The organism is Listeria swaminathanii (genome assembly GCF_014229645.1).
Lineage (GTDB): Bacteria > Bacillota > Bacilli > Lactobacillales > Listeriaceae > Listeria > Listeria swaminathanii.
Genome location: NZ_JAATOD010000001.1, coordinates 1,402,099 through 1,428,095, shown reverse-complemented (window position 1 = coordinate 1,428,095; position 25,997 = coordinate 1,402,099). Strand labels below are relative to the sequence as shown.

General features: G+C 41.9%; 17 protein-coding genes, 21 tRNA genes, 1 rRNA gene and 1 riboswitch. Of the genes, 36 read left to right on the top strand and 3 right to left on the bottom strand.

Translation table 11 applies throughout. From position 1 onward, the window contains the following. The first annotated feature begins 137 nt into the window (after positions 1 to 137). From rrf to HCX62_RS07000, 27 genes are all read left to right on the top strand, one after another. Positions 138 to 253 (top strand): 5S ribosomal RNA (rrf, locus tag HCX62_RS07130). A gap of 9 nt (positions 254 to 262) precedes the next feature. Further along, a tRNA-Val gene (locus HCX62_RS07125) sits at positions 263 to 335 on the top strand. Between the two features lie 8 nt (positions 336 to 343). Next, positions 344 to 419, top strand: a tRNA-Thr gene (locus HCX62_RS07120). 40 nt (positions 420 to 459) lie between these two features. Continuing rightward, positions 460 to 532: transfer RNA gene (locus tag HCX62_RS07115), tRNA-Lys, on the top strand. 5 nt (positions 533 to 537) lie between these two features. Next, positions 538 to 619, top strand: a tRNA-Leu gene (locus HCX62_RS07110). Positions 620 to 634: 15 nt separating this feature from the next. After that, positions 635 to 709 (top strand) — tRNA-Gly (locus tag HCX62_RS07105). Between the two features lie 14 nt (positions 710 to 723). Continuing rightward, positions 724 to 809 (top strand) — tRNA-Leu (locus HCX62_RS07100). 9 nt (positions 810 to 818) lie between these two features. Further along, positions 819 to 892: transfer RNA gene (locus tag HCX62_RS07095), tRNA-Arg, on the top strand. Positions 893 to 902: 10 nt separating this feature from the next. Then, positions 903 to 976 (top strand) — tRNA-Pro (locus tag HCX62_RS07090). A 22-nt stretch (positions 977 to 998) separates the two neighbouring features. After that, positions 999 to 1,071, top strand: a tRNA-Ala gene (locus HCX62_RS07085). 50 nt (positions 1,072 to 1,121) lie between these two features. Next, a tRNA-Met gene (locus tag HCX62_RS07080) sits at positions 1,122 to 1,195 on the top strand. 11 nt (positions 1,196 to 1,206) lie between these two features. Next, positions 1,207 to 1,280 (top strand) — tRNA-Ile (locus HCX62_RS07075). A 22-nt stretch (positions 1,281 to 1,302) separates the two neighbouring features. Next, positions 1,303 to 1,392 (top strand) — tRNA-Ser (locus HCX62_RS07070). 43 nt (positions 1,393 to 1,435) lie between these two features. Continuing rightward, a tRNA-Met gene (locus HCX62_RS07065) sits at positions 1,436 to 1,509 on the top strand. A gap of 4 nt (positions 1,510 to 1,513) precedes the next feature. Continuing rightward, positions 1,514 to 1,589, top strand: a tRNA-Asp gene (locus HCX62_RS07060). 4 nt (positions 1,590 to 1,593) lie between these two features. After that, positions 1,594 to 1,666: transfer RNA gene (locus HCX62_RS07055), tRNA-Phe, on the top strand. 28 nt (positions 1,667 to 1,694) lie between these two features. Next, positions 1,695 to 1,767: transfer RNA gene (locus tag HCX62_RS07050), tRNA-His, on the top strand. A gap of 24 nt (positions 1,768 to 1,791) precedes the next feature. Next, positions 1,792 to 1,862 (top strand) — tRNA-Gly (locus HCX62_RS07045). Between the two features lie 26 nt (positions 1,863 to 1,888). After that, positions 1,889 to 1,962 (top strand) — tRNA-Ile (locus HCX62_RS07040). A 6-nt stretch (positions 1,963 to 1,968) separates the two neighbouring features. Then, positions 1,969 to 2,041 (top strand) — tRNA-Asn (locus HCX62_RS07035). 34 nt (positions 2,042 to 2,075) lie between these two features. Next, a tRNA-Ser gene (locus HCX62_RS07030) sits at positions 2,076 to 2,166 on the top strand. Positions 2,167 to 2,171: 5 nt separating this feature from the next. Continuing rightward, positions 2,172 to 2,243: transfer RNA gene (locus HCX62_RS07025), tRNA-Glu, on the top strand. 65 nt (positions 2,244 to 2,308) lie between these two features. Next, positions 2,309 to 3,484: an MFS transporter gene (locus HCX62_RS07020; protein WP_185637955.1), complete on the top strand. Its 1,176-nt coding sequence runs from the start codon at positions 2,309 to 2,311 to the stop codon at positions 3,482 to 3,484. 75 nt (positions 3,485 to 3,559) lie between these two features. Continuing rightward, a riboswitch (SAM riboswitch) is annotated at positions 3,560 to 3,666 on the top strand. A gap of 106 nt (positions 3,667 to 3,772) precedes the next feature. Continuing rightward, entirely contained in the window at positions 3,773 to 6,070 is a 2,298-nt protein-coding gene (gene metE / locus HCX62_RS07015; RefSeq protein WP_185638054.1) for a 5-methyltetrahydropteroyltriglutamate--homocysteine S-methyltransferase, read from the top strand. 21 nt (positions 6,071 to 6,091) lie between these two features. Beyond that, entirely contained in the window at positions 6,092 to 7,216 is a 1,125-nt protein-coding gene (locus HCX62_RS07010) for an aminotransferase class I/II-fold pyridoxal phosphate-dependent enzyme (RefSeq protein WP_185637953.1), read from the top strand. Continuing rightward, complete coding sequence (metC, locus tag HCX62_RS07005) at positions 7,209 to 8,381, top strand: cystathionine beta-lyase (RefSeq protein WP_185637951.1); 1,173 nt, start codon at positions 7,209 to 7,211, stop codon at positions 8,379 to 8,381. The genes HCX62_RS07010 and metC overlap by 8 nt, the downstream gene beginning before the upstream one ends. Beyond that, positions 8,378 to 10,231 (top strand): bifunctional homocysteine S-methyltransferase/methylenetetrahydrofolate reductase, encoded by a 1,854-nt coding sequence (locus tag HCX62_RS07000; protein ID WP_185637949.1) that lies wholly within the window; start codon positions 8,378 to 8,380, stop codon positions 10,229 to 10,231. The genes metC and HCX62_RS07000 overlap by 4 nt, the downstream gene beginning before the upstream one ends. A gap of 33 nt (positions 10,232 to 10,264) precedes the next feature. Here the strand turns inward: HCX62_RS07000 and HCX62_RS06995 are convergent, their stop codons facing one another. Then, positions 10,265 to 11,203: a 1,4-dihydroxy-2-naphthoate polyprenyltransferase gene (locus HCX62_RS06995; RefSeq protein ID WP_185502365.1), complete on the bottom strand. Its 939-nt coding sequence runs from the start codon at positions 11,201 to 11,203 to the stop codon at positions 10,265 to 10,267. A 174-nt stretch (positions 11,204 to 11,377) separates the two neighbouring features. Here HCX62_RS06995 and HCX62_RS06990 point away from each other — a divergent pair, with 174 nt between their 5' ends. The 5 genes from HCX62_RS06990 to HCX62_RS06970 are packed head-to-tail and all read left to right on the top strand — an operon-like array spanning position 11,378 to position 17,574. Next, positions 11,378 to 12,766 carry an isochorismate synthase gene (locus tag HCX62_RS06990; protein ID WP_185637947.1) on the top strand — a complete coding sequence of 463 codons (1,389 nt, stop codon included), beginning with the start codon at positions 11,378 to 11,380 and terminating at the stop codon, positions 12,764 to 12,766. Beyond that, positions 12,763 to 14,505, top strand: a complete 1,743-nt coding sequence (gene menD / locus HCX62_RS06985) for a 2-succinyl-5-enolpyruvyl-6-hydroxy-3-cyclohexene-1-carboxylic-acid synthase (protein WP_185637945.1) — start codon at positions 12,763 to 12,765, stop codon at positions 14,503 to 14,505. Before HCX62_RS06990 ends, menD begins: the two co-directional genes overlap by 4 nt. A 1-nt stretch (position 14,506) precedes the next feature. After that, positions 14,507 to 15,334, top strand: a complete 828-nt coding sequence (gene menH, locus HCX62_RS06980) for a 2-succinyl-6-hydroxy-2,4-cyclohexadiene-1-carboxylate synthase (protein WP_185637943.1) — start codon at positions 14,507 to 14,509, stop codon at positions 15,332 to 15,334. Next, positions 15,331 to 16,149, top strand: a complete 819-nt coding sequence (menB, locus tag HCX62_RS06975; RefSeq protein ID WP_008948030.1) for a 1,4-dihydroxy-2-naphthoyl-CoA synthase — start codon at positions 15,331 to 15,333, stop codon at positions 16,147 to 16,149. The genes menH and menB overlap by 4 nt, the downstream gene beginning before the upstream one ends. Positions 16,150 to 16,164: 15 nt before the next feature. Continuing rightward, positions 16,165 to 17,574: an o-succinylbenzoate--CoA ligase gene (locus HCX62_RS06970; protein ID WP_185637942.1), complete on the top strand. Its 1,410-nt coding sequence runs from the start codon at positions 16,165 to 16,167 to the stop codon at positions 17,572 to 17,574. Between the two features lie 20 nt (positions 17,575 to 17,594). On the opposite strand, the gene HCX62_RS06965 is transcribed toward HCX62_RS06970, so the two are convergent. Both HCX62_RS06965 and yidD read right to left on the bottom strand, forming a co-directional pair. After that, a complete protein-coding gene (locus tag HCX62_RS06965; protein ID WP_185637940.1) occupies positions 17,595 to 18,545 on the bottom strand; it encodes a metal ABC transporter substrate-binding protein in 951 nt (316 codons plus the stop codon). 149 nt (positions 18,546 to 18,694) lie between these two features. Then, positions 18,695 to 18,961: a membrane protein insertion efficiency factor YidD gene (gene yidD / locus HCX62_RS06960; protein ID WP_185575057.1), complete on the bottom strand. Its 267-nt coding sequence runs from the start codon at positions 18,959 to 18,961 to the stop codon at positions 18,695 to 18,697. A gap of 73 nt (positions 18,962 to 19,034) precedes the next feature. Between yidD and ytkD the strand changes: the two genes are divergently transcribed. The 4 genes from ytkD (at position 19,035) to HCX62_RS06940 (ending at position 25,962) form a co-directional block, all read left to right on the top strand. Beyond that, positions 19,035 to 19,508: an RNA deprotection pyrophosphohydrolase gene (ytkD, locus tag HCX62_RS06955; RefSeq protein WP_185637938.1), complete on the top strand. Its 474-nt coding sequence runs from the start codon at positions 19,035 to 19,037 to the stop codon at positions 19,506 to 19,508. Between the two features lie 50 nt (positions 19,509 to 19,558). Further along, positions 19,559 to 19,801 (top strand): DUF2584 domain-containing protein, encoded by a 243-nt coding sequence (locus HCX62_RS06950; RefSeq protein WP_185318965.1) that lies wholly within the window; start codon positions 19,559 to 19,561, stop codon positions 19,799 to 19,801. Between the two features lie 16 nt (positions 19,802 to 19,817). After that, the gene (locus HCX62_RS06945; protein WP_185637936.1) at positions 19,818 to 20,726 is read left to right on the top strand and encodes an L-lactate dehydrogenase; all 909 of its coding nucleotides are present in this window, start codon (positions 19,818 to 19,820) and stop codon (positions 20,724 to 20,726) included. Positions 20,727 to 20,826: 100 nt separating this feature from the next. Further along, complete coding sequence (locus HCX62_RS06940) at positions 20,827 to 25,962, top strand: LapB repeat-containing protein (RefSeq protein ID WP_185637934.1); 5,136 nt, start codon at positions 20,827 to 20,829, stop codon at positions 25,960 to 25,962. The last annotated feature ends 35 nt before the right edge of the window (positions 25,963 to 25,997 follow it).

The window sequence follows — 25,997 nt, the reverse complement described above, 5'->3', positions numbered from 1 at the left end:
GAGTGGAAGTGTAGCGATACATGGAGCGGACAAATACTAATCGATCGAGGACTTAACCAAAAAATGAAACGAAGTTACCTAACTGAACACTTTCTTCTCTAGTTTTGAGAGAGCAATCTTTCAACAATTCAATATTGTCTGGTAGTTATGGCGAGAAGGTCACACCCGTTCCCATCCCGAACACGGTAGTTAAGCTTCTCCGCGCCAATGGTAGTTGGGGGTTTCCCCCTGCGAGAGTAGGTCGCTGCCGGGCAGTATTTCTGGAGGTTTAGCTCAGCTGGGAGAGCATCTGCCTTACAAGCAGAGGGTCAGCGGTTCGATCCCGTTAACCTCCATTTATTATGCCGGCTTAGCTCAGTTGGTAGAGCAACTGATTTGTAATCAGTAGGTCGCGAGTTCGACTCTTGCAGCCGGCACCATTAATATTATCTTTATAATAATACATATTTTTATTGTAGAGAGCCGTTAGCTCAGTTGGTAGAGCATCTGACTTTTAATCAGAGGGTCGCTGGTTCGAACCCAGCACGGCTCACTTTTGCGGGTGTGGCGGAATTGGCAGACGCACCAGATTTAGGATCTGGCGCCGCGAGGCGTGGGGGTTCAAGTCCCTTCACCCGCACTTATTATGGAGTATGCGGAAGTAGTTCAGTGGTAGAACATCACCTTGCCAAGGTGGGGGTCGCGGGTTCGAACCCCGTCTTCCGCTCCATATTTTATAGCAACGCCGGGGTGGCGGAACTGGCAGACGCACAGGACTTAAAATCCTGCGGATAGTGATATCCGTACCGGTTCGATTCCGGTCCTCGGCACTTATATTTGCGCCCATAGCTCAACTGGATAGAGTACTTGACTACGAATCAAGCGGTTAGAGGTTCGACTCCTCTTGGGCGCACTTTATTAAACGGGAAGTAGCTCAGCTTGGTAGAGCACTTGGTTTGGGACCAAGGGGTCGCAGGTTCGAATCCTGTCTTCCCGATAGTTTAATCCCTTATTATTATGGGGCCTTAGCTCAGCTGGGAGAGCGCCTGCTTTGCACGCAGGAGGTCAGCGGTTCGATCCCGCTAGGCTCCACTTGCTTCACATTTAAGCATATAAGTAGAAAATAGTTGCCTTATTATTATGGCGGTGTAGCTCAGCTGGCTAGAGCATTCGGTTCATACCCGAAAGGTCGTGGGTTCGACTCCCTCCGCCGCTATTTTCAATCTTGGACCTTTAGCTCAGTTGGTTAGAGCAGACGGCTCATAACCGTCCGGTCGCAGGTTCGAGTCCTGCAAGGTCCACTTGTCACTTTATTATTATCATGGAGGAATACCCAAGTCTGGCTGAAGGGATCGGTCTTGAAAACCGACAGGCGGGTAATACCGCGCGGGGGTTCGAATCCCTCTTCCTCCGTTTTTTCACTTGTGATATGTGGACTAAAATTTAATATTATTGTCGCGGGGTGGAGCAGTCTGGTAGCTCGTCGGGCTCATAACCCGAAGGTCGTAGGTTCAAATCCTGCCCCCGCAATAGTGGTTCCGTGGTGTAGGGGTTAACATGCCTGCCTGTCACGCAGGAGATCGCGGGTTCAAATCCCGTCGGGACCGCCATTATGGCTTGGTAGCTCAGTTGGTAGAGCACTTGATTGAAGCTCAAGGTGTCGGCAGTTCGATTCTGTCCCAAGCCATTCTTTTTTTAAACATTTTTGCCTTATGGCGGATATGGCGAAGTGGTTAACGCACCTGATTGTGGTTCAGGCATTCGTGGGTTCGATTCCCATTATCCGCCCTTTGTTTTTAAAAATTATATTATGCGGGTGTAGTTTAGTGGTAAAACTACAGCCTTCCAAGCTGTTGTCGTGGGTTCGATTCCCATCACCCGCTTTTTACCATGTATATAGTTTTACTGAGGGCCTATAGCTCAGCTGGTTAGAGCGCACGCCTGATAAGCGTGAGGTCGATGGTTCGAGTCCATTTAGGCCCATTTTATTCCACAGTAGCTCAGTTGGTAGAGCAATCGGCTGTTAACCGATCGGTCGCAGGTTCGAGTCCTGCCTGTGGAGTTATTCTTTAAATGAGAATAGAATTTTTATATCTGGGGAAGTACTCAAGTGGCTGAAGAGGCGCCCCTGCTAAGGGTGTAGGTCGCTCGCGCGGCGCGAGGGTTCAAATCCCTCCTTCTCCGCCAGATATGGCCCGTTGGTCAAGCGGTTAAGACACCGCCCTTTCACGGCGGTAACACGGGTTCGAATCCCGTACGGGTCATCCTAAGAAACAATGTCAATTTATGACATTGTTTTTTTATTTAGTATGTTTTTTGGAGGTAGCTAATGGGGTCAAAAGGGAAGTTTTGGATTTTAACGATGGTTGTAGCGATATCGGGATTGTCACAAGGAGTGCTATTACCGCTTATTGCGATAATATTAGAGGGAAAAGGCATAAGTGCAGGGATTAATGGATTTCATGCTACGGGAATCTATTTAGGGGTTTTACTTATTTCTCCATTTATTGAAGCGCCACTTCATAAATATGGTTACAAGCCAATTATTTTAGTTGGGGGAGGGCTAGTTGCGGTTGCAATTTTGGCTTTTCCTATTTGGTTTAATTTATATTTTTGGTTTATATTGCGGTTGCTAATTGGTGTTGGGGATCATATGTTGCACTTTTCGTCGCAGACTTGGATTGGAGCTATGAGTGATGCGAGTAAACGTGGGCGAAATATGGCAATCTATGGTTTGTTTTTCTCATTGGGATTCGCGATTGGACCTCAACTCGTTAATTTGGCGGAAATAAATGCAAACTTGCCGTTCTTTTTATCTGGAATATTAGTGCTTATTGCGTGGGGGCTAGTTTGGTTTATTCGGAATGATTTTGTTGGAGAAAAGGCGGTTATTCGAAAAATTTCTTTTTGGGGAAGTTTGAAACGCTTTTCAGAAGTATTTAAATTGGCTTGGGTTGCGATGATTCCGCCATTTTTGTATGGGATTTTGGAGACTGGACTTAATGCGACGTTTCCGGTTGTTGGGCTGCGTGATGGGCTTGATACAATGATGATTGCGATGATTATTTCTTCTTTTTCGGTGGGGACGATTATTTTTCAAGTGCCGATTGGGATTGTTAGTGATAAATTTGGGCGTGGAAAGGTGTTACCACTTTTGACTGGGGCAGGGGCTGTGGTTTTTGTGTTGACTGCTTTTGTTAGGATACCGTTTTTATATGTGATTTTCTTTTTTGTTTTGGGGATATTACTGGGCTCACTGTATTCGCTGGGGTTATCTTATATGACTGATTTGACGCCGCTTGAATTGCTTCCTGCTGGGAATATTTTGGTTGGAATGTGCTTTAGCTTGGGGAGCATTATTGGCCCGAGTGCAACTGGAATGATGATTGGGATTTTTGGAAATCAAATATTTTATTTTGTGGTGGCAGGAATCCTTGTGCTAGGCTGTTTGTTGTTAGCTTTTGGAGCACGGAAGGATGCTCTAGAAAAGAAAATTGGAATTTAATGATTGACAGTTTTTAGGTGCAAGTGGTATGATGATTTCAATCCAATTTAAGTGATTAAAAAAACTAAATAATTGCTCTTATAATGAGTGGTAGAGGGACTGGCCCGTTGAAACCCGGCAACCTTTCAATACGTTGAAAAGGTGCTAAATCCTGCGAAGTGTGATGCTTCGAGAGATAAGAGAGACTTAAAAAGTTTCACTGTATTTGTGTATCGAAACTTCCAAACCTCTCTAGTTCTCTAGGGAGGTTTTTTATTGGCAAAAAATCGAGAGGATAAGGTGATAAGTATGGTAAAGGCGATTAGTTCAAACTTGGGGTATCCGAGACTTGGGGAGAAACGTGAATGGAAGCGTGCGTTAGAAAAATTCTGGAACGGTACGATTTCGGAAGATGAATTGTTAGCAGAAACGAAGGCTTTAAGACTACATGCTCTGAAAAAGCAACAAGATAAAGGAATTGATTTGATTCCGGTGGGTGATTTTAGTTTTTATGATCAAGTGCTTGATACGAGTGTGACATTTGGAATTATTCCAAAACGTTTTCAGCACGATGGTGGGAAAGTTTCGCTAAATACATATTTTGATATTGCACGTGGTAAAAGTGACGCGGTTGCCTCTGAAATGACTAAATGGTTTAATACTAACTATCACTATATTGTGCCAGAACTTGCTGATGCAGATCCGAAAGTGTTGGATAATCGGGCGCTTTATTATTACGAAGAAGCGAAAAAGGAGCTTGGTATTGAAGGTAAGCCAGTGCTTGTTGGGCCGGTTACTTACTTAAAACTTGGAAAAGGGAACGATGCGGAAAATTTTGAAGCGTTATTAGATAAATTTATTCCGGCGTATGTAGAAATTTTGAAAGAGCTTGAGGCAGCTGGTGCTAAGTGGGTACAAATTGATGAGCCTTATCTTGCAACTAGCTTTGATAAATCAGAAATTGCGTTATTTGAAAAAGTGTATCAAGCGTTTAAAGCTGCGGTACCAAATTTGAAAATCGAATTACAAACTTATTTTGAAAGTTTGGATTATTATGAAGAGGTTGTCAATTTACCGGTAGCTGCGGTTGGGATTGATTTTGTTCATGACCATGGCGATTCGCTGAAAGCACTTAAAGCTCATGGGTTCCCGGAAGATAAATATTTAGCGGCTGGTGTGATTGATGGTCGAAATGTTTGGCGGAGCGACTTGGATGCAAAACTTGTGCTACTTACTGAGATTGCGGATTATGTGGCAGATGGAAATTTGATTGTACAACCGTCCAACTCATTATTACATGTGCCGGTGACGAAGCTGAGTGAGCCAGATTTAGATGAAGTTATTCTTGGTGGTTTGTCATTTGCGGATCAAAAATTAGATGAAATTGCCATTTTAACGAAGGCATTGACGGATGGTGCGGAAAGTGTGGCGGCTGAACTAGAAGAAGCTCGTGCGGCGGTAACGGCGCTCAACGAATCAAGTCACCGAAACAATTTAGAAGTGCAAGAAGCGATTGCTAATTTGGAAAATGTGCGGGTTGACCGGGAGTTGCCATTTGCGGAACGGATTAAATTGCAGCACGCTTGGTTGAATTTACCGCTATTTCCAACAACGACAATCGGAAGTTTCCCACAATCACCGGAAGTTCGGAAGACTCGGGCTGATTGGTTAAAAGGAAATATTACGGATGCCGAATATAATGCTTTTATCGAGAAAGAAACGGCGCGCTGGATTAAAATTCAAGAGGATTTAGATATTGATGTATTAGTCCACGGGGAATTTGAGCGAACTGACATGGTGGAATATTTTGGGCAAAAATTAGCTGGGTTCCAAGCAACTAAATTGGGTTGGGTGCAATCATATGGTTCGAGAGCTGTTCGTCCGCCACTAATTTACGGGGATGTAGCTTTTACAGAGGAAATTACCGTGAAAGAAAGTGTTTATGCCCAGTCGTTAACGAAGCGTCCGGTGAAGGGAATGTTGACAGCGCCAGTGACGATTATCAATTGGAGTTTTGTCCGTGATGATGTTCCTGAAAGTGTGGTGGCAAATCAAGTTGGACTTGCACTTCGCAAAGAGGTGGAAGCACTTGAGCGTAACGGGATTAAAGTTATCCAAGTGGATGAGCCGGCTTTACGTGAAGGTTTGCCGCTGAAACAAGCTAGATGGGAAAAATATTTAAATGATGCGGTTTATTCGTTTAAATTAACGACTGCTTCGGTTCAAAATGATACGCAAATTCATACGCATATGTGTTATTCGGATTTTGACGATATTATTGATACGATTAGTGCTTTAGATGCGGATGTTATTTCGATTGAAACGTCAAGAAGCCACGGGGAGATTATTTCGACATTTGAAGAAGTGACGTATGATAAGGAAATTGGGCTTGGGGTTTATGATATTCATAGTCCACGTGTTCCAACTGTGACAGAAATTCAAGATAATATTCGCCGGGCGTTACGGGCAATTGATGCGAAACAATTTTGGATTAACCCGGATTGTGGGTTGAAAACGCGGAAAGAACCTGAAACGATTGCGGCGCTGCAAGATATGATTAAGGCGACTAAAGAAGTTCGTGCGGAATATCAAGTATTAGAGAAATAAAGGAATGGAGGAGAGGTAATTATGGCAAAGCTGAAACAAGAGACGATAGCAGCGCAAATTGGAAATAGAAAATGTGAAAGAACGGGTGCTGTCAATATGCCAGTCTACTTCTCTACAGCTTACCAGCATGCCGATCTTGGAGTATCAACGGGGTATGATTATACTAGAACTGGAAATCCAACGCGAGATGCTTTGCAAGAAGCGCTCGCGGAACTAGAAAACGGGACGCATGCTTTTGCGACAAGTTCGGGAATGAGTGCGATTCAACTAGTTTTCCAGCTTTTTAAAACCGGCGAACATATTATTAGCTCGCAGGATTTGTACGGGGGGACTTTTAGATATTTTGAACAGTTTGGAGCACAGTATCAGATTGGATTTTCTTATTGGGACGGGGCGGATGTTACTGATTTGGAAAAATTGGTTCGTCCGGAAACGAAGGCAATTTTCATTGAAACGCCTACTAATCCATTGATGCAGGAAACGGATATTGCGGCTGTTGCGGAATGGGCCCATGCGCATGATTTGCTTGTGATAGTGGATAATACATTTTATACGCCGGTTTTACAGCAACCGTTAACTTTGGGTGCGGATATTGTGATCCATAGTGCGACGAAGTATCTTGGTGGGCATAATGATGTGCTAGCCGGGGCGGTTATTGTGAAAGAGGAACAGCTGGGGAAATTCTTTTTTGATCAATTGAATGCGACAGGAACGGTGCTATCGCCATTTGATAGTTGGTTATTGATTCGTGGACTGAAGACGCTGGTTTTACGTGTGAGACAGCATCAAGCGAATGCGCAGAAAATCGCGGCGTTTTTGGAAGAGCATGAGCTGGTGGAGGAAGTGCGCTATCCGGGACGCGGTGGGATGATTAGTTTCTTTATTCAAGATGCCGCGCTCGTATCGCCACTTTTGAAAGAGCTGGAATTGTTTACTTTTGCGGAAAGTTTAGGCGGGGTGGAGAGTTTGATTACTTATCCAACAACGCAGACGCATGCGGATATTCCGGTGGAGTTGCGAAATTCGTATGGGCTCACGGATAAATTGTTACGAATTTCGGTGGGGATTGAAGCGAGTGAGGATTTGATTGCTGACTTATCTAAGGCACTTGATAAAGTAGCGGAAGGGGTGGCCGCTCGTGGTTAAAGAATATGCGCAAGATACTGCGGTGATTAAAGCGAGTTTAGGGATTGATAAAGAGACCGGTGCGCTGAATACACCCATTCATTTATCGTCTACTTTTCATCAACATGACTTTGATAACTATCATGCTTACGATTATGCGAGAAGTGGCAATCCGACTAGAGAAAAAGTGGAACAAGCCATTGCGGAACTAGAAGGTGGAACGGACGGCTTTGCCTTTGCTAGTGGGATGGCTGCTGTTTCTGCGGCACTTTTTACACTTTCAAAAGGGGATCATTTTATTATTGCGAAAGATGTGTATGGCGGGACGTTTCGTTTGGTGGAGCAAGTGTTGCCACGATTTGGGATTACGCACACGTTTGTTGATACGACGAATATCGATGAGGTTGCGAAGGCTTTTCAAGAGAATACAAAGTTGGTTTATTTGGAAACGCCGTCTAATCCGCTGTTACATGTGACGGATATTCGGACAGTTGCCAAGTTGGCGAAAGCGAATGGTTGTTATACGTTTGTTGATAATACATTTTTAACGCCGCTGCTTCAAAAACCGTTAGAGCTAGGTGCGGACTTGGTTATCCATAGTGCGACGAAGTTTCTTGGCGGACATAGTGATATCTTGGCAGGGCTTGTTGTTACAAATAATCCTAGTTTAGCGAAAGCAGTTTACTTTTTACAAAATTCGACTGGTGGGGTTCTGGGGGTACAGGATTCGTGGTTGTTGCTGCGCGGGCTTAAAACACTGTCGGTAAGGATGAAAGCTGGGACGGAAACGGCGGAAAAAATTGCGTTATTTTTAAATGCGGAACCAGATGTGGTTGCGGTGCATTATCCGGGGTTGCCATCTCATGCGGGCTATGACATTCAAGTGGAACAGGCGACAAGTGGCGGAGCTGTTTTATCGTTTGATTTAGGTAGTGAAGAAGCGGTGCGGGAACTTGTAACACATTTGGATTTGCCGGTATTTTCTGTGAGTTTAGGGGCGGTAGAGAGTATTTTATCCTACCCAGCTAAAATGTCTCATGCGGCTGTTCCAGAAGAGGAGCGCTTGGCACAAGGAATTACACCAGGATTATTACGTTTTTCAGCTGGTTTAGAAGATGCCGATGATTTGATTGCTGATTTAAAACAAGCACTTTCGTTCATTAAGAAAGGAAGTGTCGTCAAGTGAATTTAAGAAAAGATTTAAGTGAAAAAGTATTAATTGCTGACGGTGCGATGGGCACTTTACTTTATTCTTATGGGGTGGATCGTTCGTTTGAGGAACTGAATTTGTCTCATCCGGAAGATATCGTTGCGATTCATAAAGCATATATTGGTGCTGGGGCGGATATTATCCAAACGAATACATATGGCGCCAATTATATTAAATTAGCGCGATATGGTTTAGAGGATGAAGTGAAGCGGATTAATCAAGCGGCGATTCGGTTAGCGAAGGAAGCAGCAAGAGGAACTGGAACGTATATTTTTGGCACGATTGGTGGGATAAACGGGGCCGTGGATGCAAGACTTCCGGCGGCTCCACTTGAAGAAATTAAGCGTAGTTTTAGGGAGCAGCTATACTGTTTTTTGTTAGACGGTGTGGATGCGATTTTGCTGGAAACGTATTATGATTTAGATGAGCTTAAAACAGTACTAAAAATTCTACGTGAAACGACCGATTTGCCAGTGGTTGCGAATGTTTCGATGCATGAACCGGGCATACTGCAAAATGGGCAAAAATTACCGGATGCGCTGGAGGAATTGATTGCGCTTGGTGCGGATGTTGTTGGTATCAATTGTCGACTAGGTCCATATCATATGGCACGCGCGCTAGAAACAGTGCCGCTGTATGACAATGCGTATTTGGCTGTTTATCCGAATGCCAGTTTGCCAGAAATGCAAGAAGGTAAAGTCATTTATCAATCGGATACGGATTATTTTGCGCAATATGGTGAGGTTTTTCGTCAAGAAGGCGCTCGGATTATTGGTGGTTGTTGTGGGACGACGCCAGATCATATTCGTGCTTTAAGAGCGGGGTTGCAGTCAACAAAGCCAATTTTGGAAAAAGAAGTTCGGCCGATTTTGGAGCTTGTTCCGGAAGAGGTGGAGGACGCGGAGTCAGGTGAGCGATTGCTTGATAAAGTGAAGGAACGTTTGACGATTTTAGTTGAATTAGATCCACCGCGGACTTTTGATACGACGAAATTTTTTGAAGGGGCTAAGGCGCTTGATGCGGCGGGAGTTGATGCGATTACGATTTCGGATAACTCGCTTGCCACGCCGCGGATTAGTAATATGGCACTAGCTTCGATTTTGAAGCATGAGTACGGGATTAAGCCGCTCATTCACTTGACGACTCGAGATCATAATCTGGTCGGGATGCACTCGCATGTTATGGGATTTCATAAATTAGGGCTGCATGATGTGCTGGCGATTACTGGTGATCCAACGAAAGTAGGGGATTTTCCCGGAGCTTCGTCGGTATTTGATTTAAGGTCGGTGGAGTTAGTTCAGCTGATTAAAAAGTTTAATGACGGGATTTCTTATACTGGGAAGTCGCTGAAAGAAAAGGCGCGATTCCATGTTGGCGCAGCGTTTAATCCGAATGTGCTGAACTTAGAGAAAGCGGTTCGGTTAATTGAGCGAAAAGTGGAATATGGCGCCGATTATATTATTACCCAGCCAATTTATGACGTGAATAAAGCTGTTTTATTGAAAGAAGCCTTGCAAAAAGCAAAGATTAATGTGCCACTTTTCATTGGAGTTATGCCACTTTTGTCGAGTCGGAATGCGGAGTTTCTTCATAATGAAGTTCCTGGAATTCGTTTGACCGATGAGGTACGTGAGCGAATGAGAGAAGCGGAAGAGCATGGCCATGCTAATGAAGAAGGTATGGCGATTGCGCGCGAGTTAGTGGATGCGATTTGTGCGCATTTTCAAGGGATTTATATTATTACGCCATTTTTGCGGTATGATTTATCGATTGAACTGGCGAAATATGTTCAAAACAAACAGCAAGTCCAAATTGTTTCCAAATAAAAAACTGGTTGTCGTTATGACAACCAGTTTTTTTTACATGAATAAGTTTCGAGATAAAAGGCTTAAAAGGTAAGCAAGCGCTAGTGTGATTCCAAAGATAGTTAATGCTTTGGAAGTGGATTTCATCGCTGGAACCATTGTGATTGGCGATGTTTTACCAATGAAGCGGCGAACGGCACGAACGGCTTCTGGCAAACTTAGTAAAATTAACAGTGTCCACCACGGAGCATCTTGCGTAAAAATAAGAGAGATTTCAAATACATAACTGAAAAGAAAGGCTGCTGCGAACAATACGGTTGCCCATTTACGGCCAAGCAAGATAGCTAAAGTCAAACGACCATTTTTCTTATCAGGTACTAAATCACGAATACTATTGGCCAGTAGCAAGTTACCGACAAGCACCATAACTGGAATGGATACATATACGATAAACATACTAATAAATTCGGCTTGGATGTAGAAGGAAATGAAAGTAATAATTCCTCCCATGAAGAAGCCTGCCATGATTTCACCAAATGGCGTATAAGCGATTGGATATGGCCCACCTGTATAAAGGAAACCAACAAGCATACAAATTGCGCCAAGTAAGCCAACATACCAATTTAACTCGAAGGATAAATAGACACCGCCGAGAATCGATAAAATGTATAACAAGATTGCGAGGAACAAAATGAATCCGGGACGCATACCGTTACGAACGATAGCACCACCATTGCCGACCGAGTGCTCATCATCTTGCCCTTTTTTATAATCAAAATATTCATTGAATAAATTGGCGGATGTTTGTATGAAGAAACAAGCAATTAGCATGACGATAAAACGTGTAAAATGAAAACTGGTATAACTCATTGCGACCGATGTTCCAAGAAATACTGGAACAAAAGAGGCTACAAGTGTATGGGGGCGAAGTAATGTCCACCATTTTTGAAATCCAGTTTGTTTCGTAAGTGCAGATTTAGAGGCATTAGCCATGTTTTTCTCTCCTTTTTCACTTCCATATGTTTCAGATGTCTACCCTTCATTTTAGGGAAATATTGCAACGGCGTCAATAATTAATGACGAAATGAAAGAAAAAACGCAAACCAAGCAGTTTAGCTCCATTTTTGGTATAATAGAAGATGTGAATGTAAAAGGAGAGATAAGCATATGAATACTAAATTGCCTCTTGATTTATTTAATCAAGCGAAACGTAGCGCAAGCCAAGATCAACCGGCTCTATTTAGCTGGGTAACTGAGTTAGATGAATTAGTGTCTCCAGTCAAATTATTTAAAAAAGCTGGTACTGCTTTTAAAGGTGAACGTTTTTTCTGGCAAAATCCAGAAATGACGCTGACGATGACCGGTTTTGGCGTAACGAAACAATTTTTGGCGGAGAAGAAAAAAGATGCTTTTCTTGGACTGCAAGAGAAAATTGAAAAAAGACTGCGCACTAGTGTAACGAATGCTACAGTAGATGCGACTGGGCCAGTGTACTTTGGTGGTTTTGCCTTTGATCCTGAGCGAGATACAGAGAAAGAATGGCAAAGTTTCAAAGATGGCTTGTTTTACTTACCGTTATTTATGTTGACAAATAAAGACGGTAAAAGCTACTTAACGGTCAACTTGTCCATCTATTCAGACGATACGGAAAGCAAATTAGAAGCCGTTTTTAATCAATGGCAAAAAATCATTCATCAAGAGGTTAATGAAGCTGAAATGGCGTTACTAACAGATTTTAAGGAAATCGGCAAAGAGCATTTCCTTGAAACTGCGAGTGAAATTATCGATATGATTAATCATTCGGAAGACGTGAAAAAAGTTGTTCTAGCTAGACGCATGGGGCTACGGTTCCAGCGCCAAGTAGATAGCGCAATTATTTTAGAAAATATGCTAGCAACACAAGAAAATAGTTATTTCTTCCTTATTGAAAAGGGAACAGGGGTCTTTTTCGGAGCAACTCCAGAAAGATTACTTGCTGTAAATGGGGATACGATTCACTCATCATGCGTGGCTGGTTCTACGGAGCGTGGGGCTACTGAAGAGGCGGATGATGCTTTAGGAAACGCGCTATTACAAGATGCGAAAAACTTACGAGAGCATTCTTATGTTGTACAAATGATGGAAGAAACGTTAAAACCATTTACAACAGGGCTGTCGTTATCTAGCCAACCTGTACTTTTGAAAAATCGTGATATTCAACATTTATACATGAATATTTCCGCGAAGAAAAAGCCAGAAGTTTCGATGCTTGAAATGGTGAAAGCTTTACATCCAACACCAGCACTTGGCGGCTTACCTCAAAAAATGGGGCTAGCTATTATTCGGATGAAGGAAGAAATGGACCGTGGATTTTACGGTGCCCCAATTGGTTGGATAGATTTAAAAGGTTCTGGTGAGTTCGCCGTTGCCATTCGTTCTGGTTTAATTGTTGATTCACAAGGGTTAATCTATGCTGGTTGCGGGATTGTTGGTGATTCTGTACCACAAGAAGAATTAAAAGAAACGGCGGTTAAATTCCAACCGATGTTACGCGTATTAGGAGGCATAAAGAAATGACAAACCACGAACAAGTGCTGACAGATTATCTAGCTGCATTTATTGAGGAGCTTGTGCAAGCCGGTGTGAAAGAAGCAATTATTAGCCCGGGTTCACGTTCTACTCCACTTGCACTGATGATGGCAGAACATCCGATTTTGAAAATTTATGTGGATGTTGACGAACGCTCGGCTGGCTTTTTTGCACTAGGTCTGGCGAAAGCTTCGAAACGTCCGGTTGTTCTGCTTTGTACTTCTGGAACTGCGGCGGCAAACTATTTCCCTGCAGTTGTTGAAGCGAATTTGTCACAGATTCCACTGATTGTTTTAACTGCTGATCGTCCGCATGAGCTTCGAAATGTCGGGGCCCCACAAGCGATGGATCAGCTGCATTTATACGGTTCGCATGTCAAAGATTTTACCGATATGGCGCTTCCTGAAAATAGCGAGGAAATGCTTCGTTATGCAAAATGGCATGGTAGTCGCGCGGTAGATATTGCAATGAAAACACCACGTGGCCCAGTCCATCTGAATTTTCCATTGCGGGAACCACTTGTACCAATTTTAGAGCCTTCACCATTTACCGCAACCGGGAAAAAACACCATCACGTACATATTTATTATACGCATGAAGTGTTAGACGATCATTCGATTCAAAAAATGGTGACGGAATGCACTGGTAAAAAAGGGGTATTCGTTGTAGGCCCAATTGATAAAAAAGAATTGGAACAGCCGATGGTTGATTTAGCGAAAAAACTAGGTTGGCCAATTTTAGCGGATCCACTTTCTGGGTTGCGATCTTACGGGGCAGTGGATGAAGTCGTGATTGACCAATATGATGCGTTTTTAAAAGAAGCGGAGATTTTGGCTAATTTAACACCGGAAGTCGTGATTCGTTTTGGAAGTATGCCTGTTTCTAAACCACTTAAAAACTGGTTAGAGCAGCTTTCAGATGTTCGTTTTTACGTTGTGGATCCTGGGGCTGCTTGGAAAGATCCGATTAAAGCAGTAACGGACATGATTCACTGTGATGAGCGATTTTTAGTCGATATTATGCTACAAAATATGCCAGACGATGCGAAAAATGCCGCATGGCTCACTAGATGGACTTCTTATAACAAAGTGGCACGCGAAATCGTTCTGTCAGAAATGGCGAATACGACGACTTTAGAAGAGGGCAAGATTGTTGCGGAATTACGCCGCTTGTTGCCTGATAAAGCTGGACTTTTTATTGGTAACAGTATGCCAATTCGCGATGTTGACACGTATTTCCCACAAATTGATAAAAAAATAAAAATGCTCGCAAACCGCGGGGCTAATGGTATTGACGGAGTTGTTTCTTCGGCGCTAGGTGCTAGTGTTGTGTTCCAACCGATGTTTTTACTAATTGGTGATTTATCGTTTTATCATGATATGAATGGTTTGCTCATGGCTAAAAAATATAAGATGAATCTGACAATTATTATTGTGAACAATGATGGCGGGGGAATCTTCTCCTTTTTACCGCAAGCGAATGAACCGAAGTATTTCGAATCACTTTTTGGTACGTCAACTGAACTGGATTTTCGCTTTGCTGCTGCGTTTTATGATGCGGATTATCATGAGGCGAAATCTGTCGATGAGCTAGAAGAAGCAATTGATAAAGCTGGCTATCACAAAGGTTTAGATATTATTGAAGTGAAAACCAATCGTCACGAAAATAAAGCAAATCACCAAGCACTTTGGGCTAAAATTGCGGACGCATTAAAGGCATTAGATTAATATGTTAGTAAATGGTCAACATTACTATCTGACAAATGCTTTAAGTGGCGATAAACCCGTTTTACTAATGTTGCATGGTTTTACAGGATCAAGCGAAACGTTTCAAGATAGCATTTCCCATTTAAAAGAATGGTATAATATTGTCGCGCCAGATCTACTTGGGCACGGAAAAACAGCAAGCCCAGAAGAAGTGGCGCGCTATTCGATACAAGAAATATGCGCTGATTTGGCCGAGATGTTACATCAATTAAAAATCGCCAAATGTTTTGTGCTTGGTTATTCGATGGGCGGGCGAGTGGCAACTGCTTTTGCCGCCGCGTATCCAGAAATGGTGCGCGGACTTGTATTAGTTAGTAGCTCACCGGGACTTAGGCAAGCGGATGTTCGTGCGAGTCGAGTTCAAGCCGATAACCATTTAGCAGATCAGATTGAAACAGATGGCATCAAGCCTTTTGTCGACTACTGGGAAAATTTAGCCCTTTTTGCGTCACAGTCTGTTTTGCCAGATGAGCGGAAAAAGCGAATTAGATTAGAACGATTAGCGCAAAACCCACTCGGCTTGGCGATGAGTTTACGCGGAATGGGCACTGGGAAGCAACCCTCTTATTGGAGCAAGCTAGCGCACTTTCATTTTCCGGCGCTACTCATTACCGGTGCTTTAGATGCCAAATTCGAAACAATCGCCCAGGAAATGCAACAACTTTTACCAAATAGCACTCATGTCACGGTGCAAGATGCGGGGCATGCTGTTTATTTAGAACAACCAATGATCTTTTTAAGTCAGCTTTCTAACTGGCTGGAAGTTATTTTAAAGGAGGAAGAAAAATGAGTTTTAATTGGCAAACAGAAAAAGTATACGAGGAAATCAAATATGAAAGTTACGAAGGAATCGCGAAAATTACGATTAATCGCCCTGAAGTACATAATGCTTTTACACCAAAAACAGTAACAGAAATGATTGATGCATTTAACTTAGCGCGTGATAATTCGAATCTTGGCGTTATTATTTTAACAGGGGAAGGCGAAAAAGCTTTCTGTTCTGGCGGAGACCAAAAAGTTCGAGGCCACGGTGGTTATGTTGGTGATGACCAAATTCCACGCTTGAATGTTCTTGACTTACAACGTTTAATTCGTGTTATTCCAAAACCGGTTATCGCGATGGTTGCAGGCTGGTCAATTGGTGGAGGAAACGTTCTTCAATTAGTATGTGACTTAACAATTGCTGCAGATAACGCGAAGTTTGGTCAAACTGGACCGAATGTTGGTAGCTTTGATGCGGGTTATGGTTCTGGCTATTTAGCACGTGTTATCGGACATAAGAAAGCGAAAGAAGTTTGGTTCATGTGCCGCCAATATTCAGCGGACGAAGCACTTGAAATGGGCTGGATTAACACTGTTGTTCCAGTAGCAGATTTAGAAAAAGAAACAGTAGCTTGGGCGAAAGAAATGTTACAAAAAAGTCCGACTGCGCTTCGTTTCATCAAAGCTGCGTTCAATGCAGATACAGATGGTTTAGCGGGTATTCAGCAATTAGCTGGTGACGCAACACTTCTATACTATACAACGGACGAAGCAAAAGAAGGTCGCGATGCCTTTAAAGAAAAACGCGATCCAGACTTTGACCAATTTCCAAAATTCCCTTGATTTGAAGGTGTAAAAATGGACATGACAAACTGGCTTCAAAAACGAGTGCGGCTTTCTCCTAACGAGACCGCGCTCGTTTTTGAAGGAAAAGAAGAAACATTTGCGGAAATAAGTGAAGCGGTAGAGCTAATTGCAGGGAAATTGTTTGCGCGTGGTATTAGAAAAGACGAGATGGTCGCCTTGCTAGGAAAAAACGACCGAATGACGTTTTTGCTTATTCATGCCTTGCAACAACTTGGTGCTGTCACGCTATTCCTAAATAACCGTTTGACGAAAAAAGAAATTGCTTTTCAGCTTGCCAATGCGGAAGTACAACAAGTGATTATGGCCGATTCCTTTGCGGATAAAGTGGCAACTGGAATTAGCTACACCGAATTGCAACAAACAGACTATATAGCGCCGGAACTGGTAGAAACATGGGACTTATCGCGTGTGGCTTCGGTTATGTATACGTCAGGGACAACAGGGCAGCCAAAAGGTGTTATGCAAACCTATGAAAATCATTGGTGGAGTGCGGTTTCTTCCGTTTTGAATTTAGGTTTGACCGAAAAAGATAGCTGGCTTTGTGCTGTGCCGATTTTCCATATTAGCGGTTTATCGATTATGATGCGGTCGCTGATTTACGGAATTCCTGTGTATTTGGAAGAACATTTTGATGAAGAAAAAATCACTCAATTGCTAGAAAGTGGTAAAATTTCTACGATTTCGGTGGTGACTTCGATGCTCGAACGGTTGCTTAAAATTCATGGTGGTAGTTATCATCCGAATTTGCGGACTGTTTTACTTGGAGGTGGGCCAGCGAGTAAGGCGGTTTTAGAAATTTGTAAGCAGCGGGCTATTCCGCTCGTTCAGTCGTTTGGTATGACCGAAACTGCCTCACAAATCGTCACATTGCCACCTAAAGACGCTTTAAACAAAATCGGTTCTTCTGGTAAAGCGTTATTTCCGGCAGAAGTTACCATTGCGGAAGACGGGGAAATTTTACTAAAAGGTCCATCGATTACACCAGGATATTTGCATAACGAGTTAGCGACAGAAGCTGCATTTGTAGATGGCTGGTTTAAAACAGGGGATATCGGTTATTTGGATGAGGAAGGTTTCCTCTTTGTGTTAGAGCGCCGTTCTGATTTGATTATTTCGGGAGGAGAGAACATTTATCCAACCGAAATAGAGCATGTCATTGGTGCCTACGCCGCGGTGAAAGAAGTTGCTGTAGTAGGAAAGCCTGATGATAAATGGGGCAGTGTACCAGTCGCTTTTATCGTTGCGGAACAAACTTTTGACGAAGCAGAATTACGGGATATTTGCCAAACGAATTTGGCTAGCTTTAAAATTCCAAAACAAATCACGCTTGTTGAAAACTTGCCAAAAACTGCTTCTGGTAAAATTCAGCGCAATAAATTAAAAGAAAGGCACTCTAAGTAAATAGGGCGCCTTTCTTTTTTTTAGTAATTAAGTCCTTCTTTTAAAGCATTTAAGTTGTCGTTCATAATGGAAAGATAATCACGGTTTTTATCAATATCTTTTTGTGTTAGTGTTTCTAAGTTATGAAGTGTCAGTGTTTTTGTGTTCGTTTCTTGTTGAATAACATCCGCTATTTTTGAATTGGTATTTTGTTCTAGCATGATATACGGGATTTTTTCTGCTTCGATTTTTTCGACAATCGATTTTAATTTCTTTTGAGATGGTTCGTCGCTTGTTGAAACGCCAGCGATTGGGATTTGGTGTAACTTGTATTCTGTTTCCCAGTAACTATAGGCAGCATGGGCGGTTACAAAATCTTTTTGTTTTGCTTCACTTGTAACTGTGCGGAAATCTTGGTCCAAGGTTTTCAATTTTTCTTCGACAGCTTGATAATTTTTTTCAAATGTTTCTTTTTGATCGGGCATTTCTTTGATTAATTTATCTTTGACGACTGTGGCCATTTGTTCCATATACACAGGGTTCAACCAGACGTGGGGGTTGATATCGCCATGCTCATGCTCTTCTTCGCTTTCGTGATCATGCTCCTCGGCTGCGTCCGGATCTTTTGGTAAATCTAACTTTTCAGCGGTAGGGACGAAAGTGACATGTTCGTTTGCTAATGTTTTTTCTGCTTTATCAACAAATCCTTCCATGCCAAGCCCGATGTAGAAAAATAAATCACTATCGGCAATTTTCATCATATCTTTTTGTGTCGGTTCAAAACTATGCGCGTCAGAACCAGGCGGATAAATACTGTTAACGTCAACATATTTGCCACCAATTTGTTCTGTTAAATACTGCAAAGGATATACCGTCGTATAAACAGTTAATTTATCACTGTTCGTTTTTGTAGCGCTGCTGTCCGAACAGCCAGTCAATATTAATAAAGCGGATAATAGTGCGGTTAATACGATAAGATAGCTTTTTTTCAATCCATTCACTCCTCTAAATCGAAATAGTTCTTGTTTAAATAATATACGAATCGTAGTAATTACGATTTATAGTCCGAATTTGATAATACCTTATTCTTTCCTAAAAAGCAAGAAAAAAATGAACCGGCGCTAACCGATTCATGCTATTATTAATGGTGATGATGGGCTTTACAGCGATGCTCTGTCTCATCATTTTTTTCTTTTTTAGGTGGCACGAAATCCAGCCCGCCTTTATGAAATGGGTGGCATTTAGAAATACGTCTAATCGCGAGGTAGCTTCCTTTTAAAGCACCGTGCGTCTGTATCGCTTCAATCCCGTAAGCAGAACAGGTTGGATAAAAACGACAAGTCGCCGGGGTGAACCGCGAAATATATTTTTGATAAAGTCGGATTCCTCCGATAAGAATTTTTTTCATTAGTATTCATCCTCTAAATTTCATCTTACATACAGCTTACCATATTTTTGAAAAAAGAAAAGGAAGTGAGTTCTTGTTTACTTATAAAGATACATTAGGAAATAAAGTGACGATTTATTTTGAAGCACAGGAAATAAATCCGGATGATGTGCTGATTATTCCTAAAACTATAGATGGCTGGCTTTTTACGGAACATAAAATCCGCGGGTTAGAATTTCCCGGCGGCAAAGGTGAACTTGGCGAAACCAATTTGGAGGCAGCGAAGCGAGAATTAATGGAAGAAACGGGCGCAACAAGTGAGGTATTCCATTTTGTAGCTGACTATTTGGTTGAATCTGAGGAGCGAACATTTACGAAACGAGTGTATACGGCAAAAGTTGCTTCCATAGAGACGCAAGCCGATTACTTAGAAACAAAGGGGCCTGTGATTTTGCGAGGAGAGCTAAGTCAATTTATTTTACAGCCGGCGTTTAGTTTTTTTATGCGTGATGCTGGAATGGTCCAAATTGTGAAAAGGGCTGAGCGGATATTACGCGACAAAAACTAGTCAAAGAGGGGTCAACTCTGCTATGATAAAAGAAAATGGAGGTGAGAAAATTGGGTATGCCACTAGAGGTAAACACAATGATCGTAACAAAAGGAAACGAAAAACGAATTTCTGATAATTTCTTTGAACTTGAAAAACTAGGATATCGGATTTATCCAATTGATGTGCCAATCGCGGTTCGTAAAACAAAAGAAGGCGAAACGCTGGGAGAAGCAATTCCAAGAAAACTCGTATGGGAAAATAATAAAACCATCATTAAATATGAATTAATCGCATTAAATTCAAGTAATTAATTTTGGAGGGGATTTTGTGAAACGCAAAGTAGGAATAATTGGTACAGGTCATGTTGGAAGCGACGTGGCTTTTTCCCTTGTTACCCAAGGGATTTGTGATGAAATTGTTTTGCTTGATAAAATCGAAACAAAGGCAGAAAGTGAAGCGCTAGAACTTCGGGACATGGCATCAATGACGAATTCTTATACAACGATTACTTCGAATAATTGGGATGCTTTGAGCGATGCAGATGTAATTGTTATGGCTATTGGACCGGAAACGTTGCTACGTGAAGACCGTATGGAAGAACTTGTTGAGACAAGCCGGTCGGTAGCGGAGATTGTACCGAAAGTGCTGGCAACAGGGTTTCAAGGGGTTTTTGTGAATATTACTAATCCATGTGATGTAATTACGATGCTTATTCAAAAATTATCTGGTTTTGATCGTTCAAGGGTATTTGGAACAGGGACATCGCTTGATACAGCGCGAATGAGACGAGTAGTTGGGGAAGCGTTACATATTAATCCAAAGAGCGTTGAGGGATACGTTCTTGGCGAGCACGGCGAATCTCAATTTGTTGCTTGGTCAACGGTGAAAATTGGCGGCGTTAATATCGCGGATTACAAAACAACAACACCACTTGATTTACCAGCTTTAAAAGATGCTGTTCGCGGTGGTGGCTGGAATATTTTAACTGGAAAAGGCTGGACGAGTTTTGGGATAGCAACGGCCACAGCGGGAATTGTCGATGCGATTTTAACGGATGCCAAACAAGTTTTTCCGTTAGCCGTATTTTCCCAAAAAACAGCTACCTACATCGGACAACCGGCATTAATTGGTGCAAATGGTGTGATGGACATATTAGAACCGAAACTAACTGCAGAAGAAGAGGCGAATTTTATAGCGTCAGCTGAAATCATAAAAAAAGCTTTTCATTTAATTTAGTAAATAGTTTGCCACATATAAAATAAGGGAATAAAAGTGGCAATAGCTTTTACGAATGGAGACAGGTATTTGGGGTTGTCTCAAAGGGAGATGGGGATAAATGAAAAGGAAGATTTTTGCTGCTACGACGATTTTTTTACTGTCTTTATTTTGTTTTATTGGAATAAAGGCAGAGGCAAAATCGGTGGGGGATATTTCGCCAGATGACATCTCACCAGAAATATCGGATAATCGTTTTCAATCTACAGAAGGAAAAGTGCTACCTAATTTTGAGGTAGATATGTCTATTAGCGATCAAAATAACGGGAAATTATCGATTGACGAGGACTTTGAATTAACCTCGGATGGCGATATTATTTTGATTGGAACCGTGCAAGGGCAATACATACAAGGAACCCCCATTTTAAATGAAAATGGGCAATTAAATAATATTCCAAATCGTGATCAAGGAATTATCATGCGTGTCGATCGAACCACTAAGAAAGTGGAGTGGGCACGTGTTGTTAACTATGAAGACAAAAACTTCAATTCAAAATATGCTGCTGATAAATGGACAAGTTCCTATAAGTCAATTACAACTAACTCGAGTAAATCGACCTTTTATGTCGGTGGAGAGGTAGTCAATTACTACGGAGATTCAGGTGGTAGTACATTAATTGTAAAATCAATTGATGCGAACGGTAATTTCCAAATCGCGCATAAATCCTATGTTAGTTATGCAGTTCCATCCACTTCAGATTTAACATATGTCTATTTTATGGATATTCAAATGGAAGGGAACACACTAACCATGTCTGCTTCGGCTAGATATGCAGCGCAAGGGAAACAATTCATTCGTTATACGATTGATCCTTCGTCATTATCAATTACTAAAAATGAATTTAATCCCTTAGATTCGACTTTCTGGGCCAAATATCAACGCACTGATGTACTTAAAGTAGATAATAAAGGGCTGATGGTATACAACGCGGACGTAAATGGCGCCAATCAACTTAAAATGTCTATTCGCGAATCAGAAAATAATTATAATGAAATTACTTTGTTTGATTCGGTTCCTGAAATTTTAGCGAATTCTTCCCCATATGTATTTATGGAAGATCGTGGCGACGGAAATGTATATGTTGTCATGTCCACACCGACCACGTGGTATATCGCGTTAGTTAATATCGCGACAGAACAAGTAGTTCAAACGAAAAAAATGGCAATGAATTCTTCTTCGACGCTCAACAGTGTGATTTATAGTGACGGAAAAGGCTTGCTTCTCGGTGGTAGCACACATGCGGAAGAAAGTATTTTTGGTAGTGAACCACTAAGCAAAAATAACGGCTATTATTTAGCACTTGGTAGTGATTTAAGTGTCACGGATAGCCAAATCTTAAGAACAGATCAACATAATTCGCTGACAACTATTATTAATGGCGTTGGAAATAAAGTAGATGGATTCTTTAGTTATGACGGTTTAAATAATGATGGTTATATCCAAAATTTAGAATATCCTAATACGTATGATGTCAACCCGAAAGGCGCGATGATTTTTGCGGAATTTAATTTGCAACCAGCTCCAGTGCTCGATACCGGCAATCCAATTTTAGCCTTTTATCAAGGGGAGCGTCGTGCTGATTTTGATGAACTAGAAGGGGTGCGAGCTTACTCTGGAATTGATTCATCAGATGTCACGGATTTAATTACTAAAAACACATTTGATTTATATACGGTGGGAGTGCAGCAGCAACTATATCAAGTTGAATATTTACCAGAAAGTGGAAATAAAACAACTGGTACGCGGAATATTCAATTGGTTCACCCACTTCAAACGCCAAAACTGGAGAAAAGTTATGCCGATAGTCACGGGGCATTTCAAGTGGGAGATGTAATTCCTGCTAGCTTTGTCCATGCTTTTAATGGCTTAGATAGTGCCAACGCGGTGACGTATGTTGTTACGGCGGTAGAAGATGGTAAAATAACTGTTGATGCGGCAATTAAACGAACAGAAGGCACAAAGACCGCAGTGATTGATAAAGAGATTACACTTGCTACTTCCACAGCTGATGAAACGGCTGTCATTGATGTGACGAGCGTAGCGCTAGCGGCAGGGAAATATACCTCCATAACTGACGTGCGAAATGAAGGACATTTTCATATTTATGCAGAAACAATGGATAGCGTGTCGATTGATCCGAAATATGTAAAACTAACAGAAGACCCTGAAAATCCAATTGACTGGAACGCACCAGGTGTTTACTATGTGACAGCATCACTTGATCCAGCAAGTGGCTACACAGCTAAAAGTGTACAAGTGAGTGTCGCTGTTGTTGACGTTGGCAATCCAAAAGTACTTTCTGTCAATATGAAACAATACAACCCAACTGCCGCACTTGTCATTGCAGAAGACGATATTAACGGTGCGGGAGTGTATAAAATCAATTGGGCTATTAAAGACGAAAATGGCCTCATTATAAAACAAGGTGCGGAAGAAAGTGGCGCGACCATTCGCGTACAAACCCCAGTACCAATTGACCTAACCACGTTGAATGACGGCAATTATACATTATCAGTAACAGCGGCTGACAGAATTGGACATACATCAGAAGCCTCTGAAAAAGCATTTACCGTTGATAGACAAGCGCCAGTCGTGACAGCGGATGACAAAATAACGTATGAACTGAATACGAAGAAAACCGCAGATGACTTTTTAAAAGATGTGAATGTGGCAAGTGAAGCCGGCGCAATCATTAAAACCAATTTTAATACAATGGTGCAAATGGATTCACCGGGCGATTATACGGTTTTAGTGGAAGCTACCGATGCAGCTGGCAACCAGTCTAATCCGGTGTATGTCGTCGTAACAGTGGAAGATACGATAGCACCGATTTTAAGTGCGGATGAAGCAATAAGTTATAACCAAGGAAATACGCGATCAGAAACGCAATTTTTAGCTGATATTCATGCAACGACAGATGAGCCGGCCACAATAACAAGCGATTTTGCGGATAAAGTGAAATTTGATACACCAGGGGTTTACTCAGTCACATTAAATGCGAATGATATTAGCGGAAATACAGCAATTCCAAGAACAGTAAACGTCACCATAAAAGATGTCACTGCACCGGTAATCACAGCAGATGACGCAATCGTCTATGAAAAAGGGATAACCAAATTGGCTGCTGATTTCTTAACGGACGTCCATGCTACAACAAATGACGGCTCGACAATCACCTCTAATTTTGCAACAGCAGTAGATTTAAATACGCCGGGTGATTATGATGTGACGCTTACTTCTACAGATACAGGTGGAAATATATCCGATCCAGTGACAGTCACAGTTACCGTACGCGACACAACACCACCAGTAATCACGGCTAACGCAACCATCACTTATGAGAAAGGAACGACGAAGACTGCGAGTGCCTTTTTAGCTGATGTAAACGCAACAACAAATGACGGTTCAGCAGTAACTTCCAATTTCAACCCAAATAGTTTGAAACAAGTAGGGACATATCAAGTAACGTTAAGTTCCGTTGATGAAAATGGTAACTACGCTTTGCCAGTAAAAGTAACTGTCGTTGTTCAAGATACACAAAAACCAGTAATCTCATCTAGCGCAACAAGCATCACCTATGAACGCGGGGAAAAGAAACAAGAAACAGGCTTCTTCCTTGATTTAGCAATTAAAACAGATGATGGCACACCGGTTACGAGTGATTTCGCAACTGCCGTAAATCTGGATAAAGCGGGAACTTATACAGTAACGCTAAATTCAGTAGACCCAAGTGGCAACAAAGCGGACCCCGTCACGATTACAGTTACCGTTGCCGATACAGAAAAACCAGTAATCACAGCCGACACAACTATAACGTATGCAAAAGGAACCAGCAAAACCGCGACACAATTTTTAAGCGATATTCATGCAATAACAAACGATGGCTCCACCATCACGAGCAATTTTGACCCAGCCGTTCTTGCGCAAGAAGGGACGTACACCGTTGAATTAAATGCCAAAGACGAAAGCAATAATGAAGCGGATCCTGTGACAGTTACGATTACAGTAGTAGATACAAAAGGCCCAATCATCAACGCGCTAAATACAATCACCTATGAAAGAACGATAAATAAAAATGAAGCTGATTTCTTAGCTGATATTGAAGCTACAACGGATGATGGCTCTATGATTACAACTGATTTTGATAGCAAAAATCTTGATACAGTTGGAACGTACACCGTCACATTAAATGCAGAAGACGCAAGTGGAAATAAAGCAACTCCGGTTAAAGTGACGATGAAAGTAGAAGATACCATACCGCCAATCATTACAGCCGACCAATCAATCACTTACGAAAGAGGTATTACAAAAGCAGAGCAAGCTTTCTACACAGATATAAACGCGGCAACAAGTGATAATAGCCCGATAACTTCTGATTTTTCGAAAATTGATTTAACGAAAACAGGGAATTACGAAGTCTTGCTCCATGCGACCGACCAAAGTGGTAACAATGCATTACCGCTCAGAGTAAACGTATTAGTCCAAGATACTATCGCTCCTGTTATAAAAACAACTAGTCAAGAAATAACTGCCGAGCGCGGCGCACCAATGACAGAGCAACAACTTCTTGCCAAAGTAGGCGCAAATACAGATGACGGCTCAAAAATCACAACAGACTACAATCCCGCTATCGTAAATACATCAGGCGATTATCTTGTCCATCTTTACTCGGTTGATGCAGCAGGAAACCAAGCAACTCCTGTAGAAATAACGATTCACGTAAAAGATACAATAGCACCAGTAATTTCAGCGGATAAGAAAATCAGCTATCCGGTGGGAACAGTAAAAACTGTAGCCGAATTTTTACAAGACATTCATGCTACAACAGATGATGGCTCAAAAATCACGACAGACTTTGATCCGAGCGTGCTAGAAAAACCAGGAACATACACCATTCATTTAAATGCAGTAGATGCAGATGGGAATAAAGCTAAAACCTTAGATGTAACTATTACGGTAGAGAAAAAAGTAGTTCCACCAACTCCGCCAACCCCAGATAATGGTGGCGATAATACGAATAACGGCAATAACGGGGCAAACGGTGGAAATACCAATGTTACAGTAAATCCTAACGATTCGAATACAACTACAACAAATGTAAGTATCCCGGCATTAGGGGATAAAACAACTAATCTTCCAGTGATAGTCGGCATGTTACTTTTAGCCACTTCATTCATTCTCATTAGACGCAAATAAAAAAAGCTAGCGACGTGAAAGATTTTCATCTTTAC